Source organism: Vibrio sp. LB10LO1 (assembly GCF_010092875.1).
GTDB classification, from domain to species: domain Bacteria; phylum Pseudomonadota; class Gammaproteobacteria; order Enterobacterales; family Vibrionaceae; genus Vibrio; species Vibrio campbellii.
In genome coordinates, this window is sequence record NZ_JAADJW010000030.1 from 21096 (window position 1) to 35358 (window position 14263).

Genomic DNA, 14263 nt, shown 5'->3' on the forward strand with positions numbered 1-14263 from the left:
GGGCGAGGAGAATGGCAGGTAATAAAAAAGGCCGCCGAAGCGACCTTTTTCATCGAGTACGTTTGGGTGAATTACTTCACACGACCTACGTATTCAGCAGTACGAGTATCAACTTTGATCACTTCACCGATTGCGATGAATAGTGGAACACGTACAACAGCGCCAGTTGATAGCGTAGCTGGTTTACCACCAGTACCTTGAGTATCACCTTTTAGGCCTGGATCTGTATCTGTAACTTCTAACTCAACGAAGTTTGGTGGAGTCACAGTAATTGGGTTACCGTTCCAAAGCGTGATCATACAAGTGTTGTTTTCTACCAACCACTTAGCGTTGTCGCCAACTGCTTTCGCGTCTGCAGCGATCTGCTCGAAAGTTTCGTTGTTCATAAAGTGGTAGAATTCGCCGTCTGAATATAGATAATCTAGGTCGATATCCATTACGTCTGCCACTTCACAAGTGTCACCAGACTTGAATGTTTTCTCTAGCACTTTACCAGAAAGAAGTTTACGAATTTTAACGCGGTTGAACGCTTGGCCTTTACCTGGTTTAACGTATTCGTTTTCCAGAATTACACAAGGCTCGTTATCAAGCATTAACTTAAGGCCGCCTTTAAATTCATTGGTGCTAACTGTAGCCATTTTTTCCTCTTACATTCTTAGAGCTAAATTCAATGCCGCACATAATAACCCGAAAAGTCGAATCTGTTGAGCAAAACTGGCTCAAACAGTTAGCGAATGGGATCTCTGATCCTGCAAAATTGCTGGAAATGTTGGAAATTGATCCATCGCCATGGCTGGGCGGGTTTGCTGCGCGCAAGCTGTTTGCACAGCGTGTACCGCAAAGTTTTGTCGATAGGATGGAAAAAGGCAATCCTTACGATCCACTTTTGCGCCAAGTTTTACCTTTGAGCGAAGAGTTTGAGGTCCATGAAGGCTATTCCAATGATCCTTTGGAAGAACAAGACAACGAATTGCCTGGGTTGCTGCACAAATACCGCAATCGCGCCTTAATGATCGTGAAAGGTGGCTGCGCGGTGAATTGCCGTTACTGCTTCCGTCGTCACTTCCCTTATCAAGAGAATAAAAGCGGCAAGCAAGCATGGACAAAGTGCTTAGAGTACATGGCGCAGCAACCAGAGCTTAACGAAGTGATCTTCTCTGGTGGCGATCCCTTGATGGCAAAAGACGATGAGATCCACTGGTTATTGGAGCACATCGCACAAATCCCACACATCAAACGCCTGCGTATTCACAGCCGTTTGCCAGTAGTGATTCCTGCTCGTATCACTGATGAGCTATGCCAACTACTTCGCGCTTCTCGTCTGCAAATTGTGTTGGTGACGCACATCAACCACGCTAACGAAATCAACGCTGAATTTGCCGCTCAAATGGCGAAACTTAAGCAAGCCGGAGTGACCTTGCTAAACCAAGCCGTATTACTGAAAGACGTCAACAACAGCATTGAAGCACAAGTTGCATTAAACGAAGCCTTGTTTGATGCGGGCATTTTGCCTTACTACTTGCACGTATTAGATAAAGTCCAAGGTGCGGCGCACTACTTTGTTTCCGATGAAGAAGCCAAAACAATCATGCGCGGTGTGATCACGCGAGTTTCCGGTTACCTAGTGCCTAAACTAACCCGTGAAATTGGCGGTCGTCCAAGTAAAACGCCTCTGGATCTGCATCTAGAGTAAGTTGCTAGCCGTATAAAGGTTATCGTTACGAGCAAAAGCTTTTGTTCGATCGAACGGTCTTATCTATGCATACTCCGCAAATTTGGAGGTTAAGATGCAAGCAACTTTTGAACACTATTTCGATCTTGGCCCATTCAGTTGGGCGGCATTACTTTGCTGTGCTATTAATGGTTTGATGATCGGTATAGAACGCCAGACACGAGGTAAGCCCGTTGGTATTCGTACCGCAATTCTCGTTATCTCAGGCACTTACTTGTTTATGTCGATGGCAGTGTCACTCTCGCCAAATACACTCGACCAAGCTCGCGTGTTGGGTCAGATCATCACGGGCGTTGGCTTCTTAGGTGCCGGTGTGATGATGACTCAAGACGGCAAAATCCATGGCGTAACTTCTGCAGCAGTGATTTGGGTATTGGCAGGATTGGGCTTGATGATTGGTTTGGGTTACTTATCGCAGTCGATCATCATTACCGTATTGGCACTGACCGTTTTGCTCGGCGTGGACCGAGCCGAAAATCGCGTCAAAGCGCTACGTCGTGGTGTGCACCAGAAAATGCAACAACGAAAAACATCAACGCGTTTAATCAAATAGACAGCTCAATAAAAAAGACCCCAACATCAAGCTGGGGTCTTTTTGTATCTGGCGTTAAGTTAGGAAGGTGACTTAACTTTTGGCGAAGATCGCTGATTATTTAGCGAAGTTCACGATTGGGAAACACTTGAAGAAGCCGTTGTCCGCACAGTTTAGAAGACCAATTTGAACGCCGTCGATTTGGTCTGTCATGTTGAAGAAGCCTAGCTGGAAGTTAGATTTTTTAGAGATACTTGCCAGACCGATGTCTGCCATTGTGTAACCTTCAGAGTAGTTCACAGCACTCCAGTTTAGACCTTCAACGTTGTTAGTCACGTTTACCGCACCTAGGTTAAGACCCGTAGTTTGGCCTTGGTTCCAGTTGAATAGACCTAGAGAAACACCTTTCATTTCTTGGTTTACTTTAGACGCACCAAAGAAAAGGCCGAAGTTAACACCCGTTGTGCGGTCTGTTTCAGACATACCTAGTAGAGAGAAGTCGACACCTTTCACTTCGTTCACTTGACCGTGAAGAACCGCAAGACGAACACCACCAACAGAAGAGTTAGAAGGTGCGTTAGTGTTATCGATAGTCGAGAACATAACTGGCGTGCTGTCAGCAAGGGCAACAGGTGAAGCAATAGCGGCTGCAACAGCCAGTGACGTCATTAGCTTTTTCATTTTCATCTCCATTGGGGGATTGTTTATTTACAACATAGTGTAATGTACAGATTTTGCTCCATTTTATCTCGATAAATGTTAGCTGGAAGTCATATTTAACCGCTTGAAGAATAAAGCAATTAATTCACCAAACTTATTTTTCTGCTTTTTCCCTGACCGTTTACGCACAATCGCCACACAGTTGCGTATTTTTAAGCCAATTTCACTCACACAATTACACTTAGTAAATAAAGGGATAAAATTTCATATTTGGAAGCAAAAGTGGAGATTGACCACCTCTAGCACCTACTTTCCTTTCTCACTCCAAAAACGCAGGTACAAAAAAACCGAGGCATTCACCTCGGCTTATCGAACTTTATCGGTAGTCTAGCTCACCGCTATAAGGTTTTAGAACAAGGAGAGCACGCGCAGTTTACGCTAGTAAATGAGCATGCTCGACGCCGTTATCAAGCCTTAGAGCAAAGAGATAGGCTGGCTTTACATCATGCCGCCCATACCACCCATACCGCCCATACCACCCATGTCAGGCATACCTGCGCCGTCTTTTTGTGGTAGGTCAGTAACCATCGCTTCAGTTGTGATCATTAGACCTGCTACTGATGCTGCGAATTGTAGTGCGCTACGAGTTACTTTAGTTGGATCAAGGATACCCATCTCTAGCATGTCGCCGTATTCGCCTGTTGCTGCGTTGTAGCCGTAAGAACCTTCACCCGCTTTCACGTTGTTCGCTACTACTGACTCTTCGTCACCTGCGTTCTTCGTGATTTGACGGATTGGTGCTTCCATTGCACGTAGTGCAACGCGGATACCAACGTTTTGCTCTTCGTTGTCGCCTTCTAGGTCAACAATCTTAGATGCCGCACGGATTAGCGCAACACCACCACCAGCAACAACGCCTTCTTCAACCGCTGCACGAGTCGCATGTAGTGCGTCTTCTACGCGGTCTTTCTTCTCTTTCATTTCAACTTCAGTTGCTGCACCAACTTTGATTACTGCAACACCGCCTGCTAGCTTAGCAACGCGCTCTTGTAGTTTCTCTTTGTCGTAGTCTGAAGTTGCATCTTCGATTTGCTGACGGATTTGAGCAACACGACCTTGGATCATTGCTTCTTCACCCATGCCATCGATGATGGTTGTGTTTTCTTTTGTGATTGCAACGCGCTTCGCTTGACCTAGGTCTTCTAGTGCTACTTTTTCTAGCTCTAGACCCACTTCTTCAGAAATCACGATACCGCCCGTTAGGATAGCGATGTCTTGTAGCATTGCTTTACGACGGTCACCGAAACCAGGTGCTTTTACTGCTGCTACTTTAACGATGCCACGCATGTTGTTCACAACTAGTGTTGCTAGTGCTTCACCTTCTACGTCTTCAGCGATGATCAGTAGTGGGCGAGATGCTTTTGCTACTGCTTCTAGTGCTGGAAGAAGTTCACGGATGTTCGATACTTTCTTATCGATCAGAAGGATGAATGGGTTTTCTAGCTCAACGCTGCCTGCTTCTTGGTTGTTGATGAAGTAAGGAGATAGGTAACCGCGGTCGAACTGCATACCTTCTACTACGTCTAGCTCATCTTGTAGTGCTTGACCTTCTTCAACAGTGATAACACCGTCGCGGCCAACTTTTTCCATTGCTTCAGCAATGATGTTACCTACGCTTGAGTCAGAGTTCGCAGAGATAGTACCAACCTGTGCGATTGCTTTAGTGTCGTTACACTCAACAGATAGCTCTTTTAGTTGCTCAACCGCTGCGATAACTGCTTTGTCGATACCGCGCTTAAGGTCCATTGGGTTCATACCCGCTGCTACTGCTTTTAGACCTTCGTTTACGATTGCTTGCGCTAGTACGGTTGCTGTTGTTGTACCGTCACCCGCTGCGTCGTTTGCTTTAGACGCAACTTCTTTAACCATTTGTGCGCCCATGTTCTGGAATTTGTCTTCCAGTTCAATTTCACGCGCTACTGATACACCATCTTTAGTGATCGTTGGTGCACCAAAAGATTTGTCTAGAACTACGTTACGACCTTTAGGACCCAGTGTTACTTTTACTGCGTCCGCTAGAACGTTTACGCCCTCTAGCATTTTAACTCGTGCGTCATTACCAAATTTAACGTCTTTAGCAGCCATCTTTGATTTCCTTTCTAAATTCTGTTTTCGATTTCGTTTTTGAATCTGAGCAAAAAATTACTCAATGATTGCTATTACTCAACGATCGCCATGATGTCGTTTTCAGACATTACTAGCACTTCTTTACCGTCGATTTTTTCAGTCTTAGTGCCGTAGCCTTCAGCGAAGATAACGGTATCACCAACTTTAACGTCCAATGGTAGCACTGTGCCGTTTTCTAGGATGCGGCCTTTACCTACAGCTAGAACAACACCACGTGTCGATTTTTCCGCAGCAGAACCAGTTAGAACGATGCCACCCGCTGACTTTGATTCAACTTCTTTACGTTCTACGATAACTCGGTCATGTAATGGACGAATGTTCATCGGTCGTCTCTCCTGAAAGTTTCCATGTTTATTTGATAATTGCCCGCTCTGGGGCACGTGATCTGTATATAAGGGGCAAACCCAGCGATCCCAAGGGGTAGACGTGAATTTTTTGTGACTTAGTTAAAATAACCAGCAGCCAAGCAACGGTTTGCGCGCGAAATGCTCACTCGCCGAGGCAACGGCTTTCTTGTATCCTTGCACTTCCCTCACCAGATAGACGTCAAAAATGCTGGAAAAGAACAAGCCGGACAATCAGGCCCAAGACAAACATGGTTTGCTGACCGCGCCCATTCCCGACACATTACGCAAAATGACCATCCCGATGACGATGGGCATGATCGCGATTTTGATGTTTAACTTGGTCGATACCTTTTTCATCTCGCTATTGGGTACCGAAGCGCTGGCGGCGATCAGTTATACCTTCCCAGTGACCTTTGCAGTGAACTGCATCACCATGGGGATTGGGATGGGCCTGTCGACCAATATCGGCCGCTTACTTGGCCAAGGGCAATCTTCCCAAGCCGCTCGTTTTACCAGTCATGGCTTACTGCTTGCCGTTGCTCTAGTCACTATCGCTTCGACATTGGGCTTCTTTACTATCGAACCTTTGTTTAGCTTCCTAGGCGCAAAAGAAGACTCCATCCCACTGATTGAGCAGTATATGCAGGTTTGGTATTTGACCATTACTCTATTAGTGATTCCAATGGCGGGCAACAGTGCCATTCGAGCCACAGGTGACACCAAAACTCCAGCTAAGATCATGATGCTCGCAGGGCTTATTAACGGCATTCTCGACCCTTTACTGATCTTTGGTTATGGCCCTTTCCCTGAGCTCGGAATTCAAGGCGCTGCGATTGCCAGTGCATTCAGTTGGTTTGGTGCGTTGTGCGGTTCTTTCTATGTATTGATCAAACGCGAAAAGCTGCTTGCCGCGCCGCAATGGTCGCTCATCAAACAAGACTGGCAGCAAACGCTCAAGATCGGCACACCCGCCGCCCTATCGAATGCCATGACGCCACTCTCTGGCGCGATTCTGATGATGATACTTTCCAATCACGGTACTGCAGCGGTGGCAGCTTATGGCGCGGCGCAGCGTATTGAGTCAATTTTGATTTTGGTGCTGATGTCGCTGACCTCTGCACTCACCCCGTTTATGGCGCAAAACTTTGGTGCCAATAACCCTGCAAGAGCATTCGCAGGCTGGTTCATCAGTATGCGCTTTGCGGTGGTGTTTCAAGGCTTTATCTTCTTGATGATGGTGCCTCTCAGTATTCCCCTCGCCGCGCTGTTCTCCCAAGAAACGGCAGTAAAAGACTTGCTGTGGCATTACCTTTTAGTCGTGCCATTTAGCTATGGTTTCCAAGGCATTGTGATGATGTTAGTCAGTGGCTATAACGCGATGCACAAACCGCTGCGAGCCTTCCAATGGAGCTTTATGCGCTTATTTGTCTTCACTTTGCCTGCGGCATGGATTGGCAGCCAACTGTACAGCATCGAAGGTTTATTTATTGGTATTGCACTGGGCAACATACTGGGTGGATTACTGGGTTATCTGTTCGCTCTACGTGAGCGTCGCTTAGCATTAACTGAACCATCAAGTTCTTAATCCAGAAACGCCAACCTAACTGAATGTTAGATAATAAAAAACCGCGGATGACCGCGGTTTTTTTGATTTTGACTTTATCAAGCGAGCTTAGAATAGCTCTTCAGCAACTTGGTATAGGTCGTTGCGTACTGGACGCTTCATGTTCTCGATTGCATCGATGATGTCGTGGTGAACCAGTTGCTCTTTCACGATACCAACACAACGGCCGCCGTGGCCTTCCATTAGTAGGTGAACGGCGTAGTTACCCATGCGAGATGCTAGAACACGGTCGAATGCTGTTGGACGACCACCACGCTGGATGTGGCCAAGAACCGTTGCGCGAGTTTCACGACCAGTCGCCGCTTCAATCTCTTTCGCTAGTTCGTTTGCATCCATCATCAGCTCAGTTAGCGCGATGATTGCGTGTTTCTTACCTTTCGAGATGCCATCTTGAATGTTGCTGATTAGCTTCTCTTTATCTAGGCCTGTTTCTGGAGTAATGATGTACTCACAGCCACCTGCGATTGCAGACATCAGAGTCAGGTCACCACAGTGACGACCCATGATTTCTACGATAGAAATACGCTGGTGAGAAGAAGACGTGTCGCGTAGACGGTCGATTGCATCGATAACTGTGTTTAGTGCAGTTAGGTAACCGATTGTGTAATCTGTACCTGCGATGTCGTTATCGATTGTGCCTGGTAGACCGATACATGGGTAACCCATTTCAGTCAGTTTCTTAGCACCCATGTAAGAACCGTCACCACCGATAACAACTAGTGCATCGATACCGTGTTTTTTCAGGTTCTCAATCGCTTGTTCGCGTACTTCCACTTCCTTGAATTCAGGGAAGCGAGCAGAGCCTAGGAATGTACCACCTTTGTTGATCACATCTGAAACGCTAGAACGATCTAGCTTCTCGATGCGGCCTTCGTATAGACCTAGGTAGCCATCGTAAACACCGTAAACTTCCAATCCCTCAGATAGTGCTGTACGAACTACGCCGCGTACTGCAGCGTTCATACCAGGTGCGTCACCGCCACTTGTTAAAACACCGATCTTCTTAATCATGCTCACCCTCGATCTTTGGCAATCAATTTATTTAATTTTCTTCTAGGCCCCTTGTTACCAAGCAACCTGCATAATCCAGAACTGTGCGTTATGTTACATTTCCTCTACAGGAATACCAATGAAAACACACTTTTTTATGTAACTTTTCTACTTATGTAAGAGTATTACAGTTTCTCTTTGCAACTTCGTTGATTCACATCAGGATCACGATTCTTAATAAGTAGTGATGGAAAGATAGCCAATAAGCGCCTGTTTGTCGTCAGACACCGTCTGATTTTTCGACCGCTACCAATCTTGCGCCTTCTGCTCTTTCTCTGGCCCAAACACAACCGATAATGGATCTTGGTGGATCAATACGTCCGCCTCAGGGAAAAGAGCCAGCAAATTGTCTTCTACTTTATCGGCAATATGATGTGCTTCGATCAAACGTAAATTATCATCTAATTCTAGGTGTAACTGGATAAAACGCGTTGGACCAGACATACGCGTACGCAACTGATGCACACCTAATACCCCATTCACTTTCAAGCACTCTGAGCGAATTTGTTCTAGTTCTTCATCAGGCAATTTTCTGTCTAACAAGGTCTGAATCGCTTCGCTGACCATCTTAAAAGCGCTGTACAAAATAAAGATACCAATACCAATCGCGAAAACAGCATCGGCTTGAGTGACACCAAAGTAGCTTAGACCCAATGCCACCATAATGGCGCCATTCATATACAAGTCAGTTTGGTAATGCAGCGAGTCGGCGGCGATCGCCTGACTGCCCGTCACACGCACGACATGCTTTTGGAACATCACAAGTCCAAAGGTCACCACCATGGCGAATAAAGAAACGTAAACACCAAGCTCTGGGGCATTGAGTTCATGTGGACGGAAGAAGCGTTCGATACCATTAAGAATCAAGAACACGGCAGAACCCGAGATAAACATGGCTTGCGCCAAGGCCGCTAAAGACTCTGCTTTACCGTGACCAAATGTATGCTCTCTGTCGGCAGGTTGTAAGGAATAGCGCACCACAATAAGGTTTACTACCGAAGCCGCGATATCCAGCATCGAGTCGATTAAGGATGCAAGTAGACTGACCGAGCCAGTGACCCACCAAGTGATGACTTTAACAATCAAAAGAAGTGTCGCGACAATAGTAGCCGTCCAAGCAGCCGTCGTGACTAAACGTGCGTATTGCTGTTTCATAATCAAATAGTTAACTCAAACCTTGTTTTGAGTATACCTTGAGAATCATGTAATGAGTATGAAATCGCCAAGATCAAAAAGAGGCAGCACTCTGGCTACCTCTTTCATTTGATTTATTAACAATTAGCTTTCGTGATGCTTTTTCATGCGTTTTTGCATCTTCTCACCACACTCTTGATGGCGCTCTTTTTGTAGCTCAACGTATTTTGTTTTTTGCTCAGGAGTTAGAACACTCAGCATTTGGTGCTTCTTCTCTAGCATCGCAACGCGGCGTTCTGTCTGTTTCTCAACCATCTCTTTTGCTAGGTCATTCGCTGCGGCTTCATCAAAGTTATCAGCCAATAGTAGCGCTTGAACTTTTTCTTGATGCGCTTGGCGCTCTGCCATGCGAGCTTCATGACCGTCTGCGAATTTCGCTTTCATTGCCGCTTTGTTCGCTTGACGCATTTCTTTTAGTTGGTCTTTTTGTGCATCCGTTAGGTCTAGTTGACGCATAATGCCACGATCCATACCTTTACCGCAGTCTCCATGGCCACCTTTGTGGTCTTTACCGCCGAATGCGAATGCACTCGCTGTACCTAAAGTTAGAGGTAGAACAACAGCCGCTAGTACTAATTTCTTTGCAGTTTTCATAATGAGATTCCTTACACAGGTTAGTGATTCTTCTGAGCTGTTCTCACAGCGCTTGAGTGTAGAATACGACCTGCTAGGTAAAGCGACGTATAGAGAGCGTAAAGAATCGTAAAGAGTGATTTTTACACTCATCTTTGCTCATCATTAGCATGTAATATTAAAGCGACCAGATTGATAAACAGGAACTGAAATGGCGAAGATTCTTTTGATTGATGACGACACCGAACTAACCAGCCTACTGAAAGAAGTGCTGAGCTTTGAAGGTTTTGACGTCACGGAAGCAAATGATGGCGAAGCTGGCCTAGCAGCGATAAATAGCGAGATCGATCTTATCTTGCTCGACGTCATGATGCCGAAACTCAATGGAATGGAAACCCTAAAGCGCCTGCGAGAAAACTGGGAAACGCCAGTCCTTATGCTAACGGCGAAAGGCGAAGAGATAGACCGCGTTATCGGCCTAGAGCTTGGCGCCGATGATTACCTACCTAAACCATTTAGTGACCGCGAGTTACTGGCACGCATCCGTGCGATTTTGCGTCGTACCAGCAGCACTCAAAAGAGCAGCAAAAACAGTGACTGCATTGAGTACCAAGAAATCAAACTCTACCCAGGTAAGCAAGAAGCCTATTGCGACAATGCTTTAATGGACTTAACCACCACAGAGTTCGCCCTTCTAACCCACTTTGTGCAAAACCCAGGGCAAGTGTTGACCAAAGAAGCACTGAGTCTCGATGTACTTGGCAAGCGCTTGGCCGCTTTTGACCGTGCGATCGATATGCACGTGTCTAACCTACGTAAGAAACTACCTGATCAAAGCAACGGTAAACCGCGCATCAAAACCTTACGTGGGCGCGGCTACATGTTGATTGAGGAGGATTAATGCGCCCGTCACGCTTCAAACTGCCGAAGATTAATAGCTTGTATGGACGCATCTTTGCCATCTTTTGGTTCACCATGTTTTTGGTTCTGATGGCGGTGCTGTCATTACCGCATTTGGATCCACGTAAAGCCCGCGACATTCCGAAAGAACATTATCAGCGCATGCTTGAAATACGTGACGGTATTGAGAAGAAATACCGCAAGCAAGATAACCTGGGCAAGATCTTGTTCAGCCTCGAAGGGCAACGACGCAGTAAACATGATCCGCGTCCGCGCATCTTCTTTTCCGATCACGAAGGGAATGTGCTGAGCTCCTCGAGCCACAAAGACTTTAAGCTTCGTGCACTGCAAAACTTTGTCACCAGCATTGAAGATCAATCACAGCCGAAACAAAAACTCTACGGTCGCTACATGATTGCAGGCCCTGTTCCGATCAACATCGCCAATTCTGACCTGTTGATGTACGTCGGCTTTAAATGGAATGAACCGCCACCGATCATGCTGCGTCTGTTCGACCACCCATTGCAATTGCTCCTCGCCGTCATGTTGGTAAGTACACCGCTATTGCTATGGTTAGCATGGGCACTGAGCCAACCAGCCCGACGATTGGAAACCGCGGCACAGCGTGTGGCCAAAGGTGAGTTTGTTATCGACCCGAACCTAGAAAAAGGCACAACGGAGTTTCGCCAAGCGGGTACCAGCTTTAACCAAATGGTTGAAGCGGTAAATCAGATGATTTCTGGTCAGCAACGTTTGCTTTCAGACATCTCACACGAGCTACGATCACCTCTGACTCGTCTGCGCATGGCAAGTGCTCTAGCAACTCGTAAGCAAGGTGAAAGCCCAGAGCTGACTCGCATTGATACCGAAGCCCAGCGTTTAGAACAGATGATTGCTGAACTGCTTGAACTATCACGTATGCAAGTAAACAGTCATATGACGCGTGAGACTCAGCCAATTGCCAGTCTGTGGGAAGAGATCATCAAAGACGCGCAGTTCGAAGCCGAACAGATGGGTAAAAGCCTCAGCTACTCTGCCTTGCCTGATCGCAGTATCTCGGGGAACCCTAAACTGTTGATGAGTGCGGTGGAGAACATCATCCGCAACGCGATTTACTACGGCAAAGACGAAGTGAAAATCAAAATTCAGGATTCATTCGATACGCTACGCATTGTGGTGGATGACAACGGCGAAGGCGTACCAGAAGAAGAATTGGAAGCGATTTTCCGTCCTTTCTATCGGGTATCGACCGCGCGCGATCGCCACTCAGGAGGCACAGGCTTAGGTTTAACCATTACCGAAAGTGCTATCCGCCAGCACAGTGGCGTGATCATCGCAAGTCGCAGTCCATTGGGTGGTTTACGTGTCACCATCACCCTGCCATTGATCGGCGCGGGCAAATAACCCCACAAAGATCAAAGTTGATAATGATTTTCATTAACATTAAAGTAAATCCTCCATTTAGGAGGATTTACAATGGCGCATATTTTCCCAGAGCTTCCATACCGCTACGACGCGTTAGAGCCGTACATCGATGCGAAAACCATGGAAGTTCACTACAGCAAACATCATAAGACTTATTACGATAAATTTATTGCTGCCATTCAAGGCAGTGGTCTCGAGACTCAGGCCCTCGATGACATCTTCGCTTGCATTTCTCGACACAGCCCAGCAATTCGCAACAACGGTGGCGGCTATTACAACCACATCATTTACTGGAACTGCATGTCACCCAATGGTGGCGGTGAACCTCAAGGTGCTCTAGCACAAGCCATCAACGATAAGTTTGGCAATTTCCAGACATTCAAAGACGAGTTCGCACAAGCAGCTATCAATACTTTTGGCTCTGGCTTCGCTTGGCTAATCGTAAAAGATAGTGAGATTCACATTACCTCCACCAGCAACCAAGACAACCCATTAATGGATGTAGCCGTCCAACAAGGTGAGCCTATCCTAGCATTGGATGTATGGGAGCACGCTTACTACATCAGCTACCAAAACCGTCGTCCTGAATACATCGACGCATGGTGGAATGTGGTCAACTGGCGCGCAGTCGAAGAGAGCTATGCTCGCGCATTAGGTTAACTCTCTTTCTCGAGCGGGCGACAAGGTTCACCGAAATGCTCTCTTCTATACCCCGTCATTGTGCTGAATCTCGCTTCTCATGGTGACTTGGGTATATACTGCTCGCCTGTTTTGACCAATCTAATTCAATACCATGTTTGATATCGCTCTATACGAACCAGAAATCGCGCCGAACACCGGCAACATCATTCGCCTGTGTGCTAACTGTGGTGCGAATCTCCACCTGATTGAGCCACTCGGTTTTGATCTAGAAGAGAAGAAAGTCCGCCGCGCAGGTTTGGATTACCACGACTTGGCTCGCGTGACGCGTCATAAAGATTATCAAGCATTCTTGGAATACTTAGAAAAAGAGAAACAGGGCAACTACCGCCTGTTTGCATGCACGACAAAGACCACAGGTCATCACGTCGATGCAAAGTACCAAGAAGGCGATGTATTGATGTTTGGTCCAGAAACTCGTGGCCTACCAGCAGATGTGATTGATAGCCTGCCAATGGAACAACGTATCCGTATTCCGATGATGCCGGATGCTCGTAGCCTAAACCTATCTAACGCTGTTGCTATCATTGCGTTTGAAGCGTGGCGTCAAATGGGTTTTGAAGGCGCAATGTAAGCGCAGCAAACTACAGATATCAAAAAGGGCGCTATATGCGCCCTTTTGTTTTTCTTACTGAGTGAATCAGTTGAGCTTGTTACGATCATCGTCGTCTTTGCGCTCGTACTCACCTTCAAAGGTGTTGCCGTTATCCGATTGAGAATCAAATGGGTCACGACGGAACGGGTCCTGCTCAAATGGACCTTGATTTGAGTAATTGGCGTGGAAGCCGCCACCGTTCATGGTCTTCACTACCATCTTACTCATTAAGTATTTCGCAATCGCTGCTCGTGGTGCAGGCAACAGCACTAACATGCCTAATGCATCGGTCATGAAGCCTGGCGTTAATAGCAACACACCAGCAACTGCCAGCATTACGCCTTCAAAAATTTGCTGAGCCGGAATTTCACCTTGCTCTAAACGACCTTGCACTGACATCAAGGTCTGGATGCCTTGGCTGCGTACCAAAGACGCGCCGACAAATGCCGTGATCAATACCAAAGCAATCGTAGGCCAGAGACCTAAAAAGCCACCCACCTGAATAAATAGGCCGATTTCGATGATCGGGACGAAAATAAACGCCAATAATAAGATAGGAAACACATGCCCTCCTTTGTTCAATTCAGTGTAATGGCAAAAGCCTACTAAGCTCAAACGAATCGTTGTAAAAAAGCGTGTTCACACTTAGGAGAATCCACTGATGCAAAAATGCCCTTTGAACAAAGGTGCATATATAAAAATTGGTCGTTGAAAAGTGCTAATTTCGCACTCTTAAAATCCATGT

At 46.5% G+C, this 14263-nt stretch carries 15 protein-coding genes; 7 read left to right on the forward strand and 8 right to left on the reverse strand.

The genetic code is table 11. The features are described 5' to 3' along the window. Positions 1 to 71 precede the first annotated feature (71 nt). Positions 72 to 638 (reverse strand): elongation factor P, encoded by a 567-nt coding sequence (gene efp, locus GXP65_RS18785; RefSeq protein ID WP_005425036.1) that lies wholly within the window; start codon positions 636 to 638, stop codon positions 72 to 74. Positions 639 to 670: 32 nt separating this feature from the next. On the opposite strand from efp, the gene epmB reads away from it, so the two are divergent. Together epmB and GXP65_RS18795 are read left to right on the forward strand one after the other, a co-directional pair. Continuing rightward, positions 671 to 1693: an EF-P beta-lysylation protein EpmB gene (gene epmB, locus GXP65_RS18790; protein WP_162093473.1), complete on the forward strand. Its 1023-nt coding sequence runs from the start codon at positions 671 to 673 to the stop codon at positions 1691 to 1693. A gap of 94 nt (positions 1694 to 1787) precedes the next feature. Further along, positions 1788 to 2285: an MgtC/SapB family protein gene (locus tag GXP65_RS18795; RefSeq protein ID WP_005425045.1), complete on the forward strand. Its 498-nt coding sequence runs from the start codon at positions 1788 to 1790 to the stop codon at positions 2283 to 2285. A 96-nt stretch (positions 2286 to 2381) separates the two neighbouring features. Here the strand turns inward: GXP65_RS18795 and GXP65_RS18800 are convergent, their stop codons facing one another. From GXP65_RS18800 to GXP65_RS18810, 3 genes are all read right to left on the reverse strand, one after another. After that, entirely contained in the window at positions 2382 to 2945 is a 564-nt protein-coding gene (locus tag GXP65_RS18800) for a hypothetical protein (RefSeq protein WP_005425048.1), read from the reverse strand. Between the two features lie 477 nt (positions 2946 to 3422). Further along, a complete protein-coding gene (groL, locus tag GXP65_RS18805) occupies positions 3423 to 5069 on the reverse strand; it encodes a chaperonin GroEL (RefSeq protein ID WP_005425042.1) in 1647 nt (548 codons plus the stop codon). A 74-nt stretch (positions 5070 to 5143) separates the two neighbouring features. Then, positions 5144 to 5434, reverse strand: a complete 291-nt coding sequence (locus GXP65_RS18810; protein WP_005381516.1) for a co-chaperone GroES — start codon at positions 5432 to 5434, stop codon at positions 5144 to 5146. Between the two features lie 229 nt (positions 5435 to 5663). On the opposite strand from GXP65_RS18810, the gene GXP65_RS18815 reads away from it, so the two are divergent. After that, positions 5664 to 7043, forward strand: coding sequence for an MATE family efflux transporter (locus GXP65_RS18815; RefSeq protein WP_162093474.1), 1380 nt, complete (start codon positions 5664 to 5666; stop codon positions 7041 to 7043). Between the two features lie 87 nt (positions 7044 to 7130). Here GXP65_RS18815 and pfkA read toward each other — a convergent pair whose 3' ends face one another. The 3 genes from pfkA to GXP65_RS18830 all read right to left on the reverse strand — a co-directional run bounded on the left by pfkA (position 7131) and on the right by GXP65_RS18830 (position 9920). Further along, entirely contained in the window at positions 7131 to 8093 is a 963-nt protein-coding gene (pfkA, locus tag GXP65_RS18820) for a 6-phosphofructokinase (protein WP_005425040.1), read from the reverse strand. A 285-nt stretch (positions 8094 to 8378) separates the two neighbouring features. After that, positions 8379 to 9287, reverse strand: a complete 909-nt coding sequence (gene fieF, locus GXP65_RS18825) for a CDF family cation-efflux transporter FieF (RefSeq protein ID WP_005425026.1) — start codon at positions 9285 to 9287, stop codon at positions 8379 to 8381. Positions 9288 to 9410: 123 nt separating this feature from the next. Then, positions 9411 to 9920: a CpxP family protein gene (locus GXP65_RS18830; RefSeq protein WP_038892525.1), complete on the reverse strand. Its 510-nt coding sequence runs from the start codon at positions 9918 to 9920 to the stop codon at positions 9411 to 9413. A 190-nt stretch (positions 9921 to 10110) separates the two neighbouring features. On the opposite strand from GXP65_RS18830, the gene GXP65_RS18835 reads away from it, so the two are divergent. The 4 genes from GXP65_RS18835 (at position 10111) to trmL (ending at position 13497) form a co-directional block, all read left to right on the forward strand. Beyond that, positions 10111 to 10800: a response regulator gene (locus GXP65_RS18835; RefSeq protein WP_012126504.1), complete on the forward strand. Its 690-nt coding sequence runs from the start codon at positions 10111 to 10113 to the stop codon at positions 10798 to 10800. Then, entirely contained in the window at positions 10800 to 12203 is a 1404-nt protein-coding gene (cpxA, locus tag GXP65_RS18840) for an envelope stress sensor histidine kinase CpxA (RefSeq protein WP_162093475.1), read from the forward strand. The genes GXP65_RS18835 and cpxA overlap by 1 nt, the downstream gene beginning before the upstream one ends. A 72-nt stretch (positions 12204 to 12275) precedes the next feature. After that, positions 12276 to 12884 carry a superoxide dismutase gene (locus GXP65_RS18845; RefSeq protein WP_045459201.1) on the forward strand — a complete coding sequence of 203 codons (609 nt, stop codon included), beginning with the start codon at positions 12276 to 12278 and terminating at the stop codon, positions 12882 to 12884. A gap of 133 nt (positions 12885 to 13017) precedes the next feature. Then, a complete protein-coding gene (gene trmL, locus GXP65_RS18850; RefSeq protein ID WP_012126507.1) occupies positions 13018 to 13497 on the forward strand; it encodes a tRNA (uridine(34)/cytosine(34)/5-carboxymethylaminomethyluridine(34)-2'-O)-methyltransferase TrmL in 480 nt (159 codons plus the stop codon). A gap of 66 nt (positions 13498 to 13563) precedes the next feature. Here trmL and GXP65_RS18855 read toward each other — a convergent pair whose 3' ends face one another. Continuing rightward, positions 13564 to 14082, reverse strand: a complete 519-nt coding sequence (locus tag GXP65_RS18855; RefSeq protein ID WP_005428762.1) for an FxsA family protein — start codon at positions 14080 to 14082, stop codon at positions 13564 to 13566. Positions 14083 to 14263 lie beyond the last annotated feature (181 nt).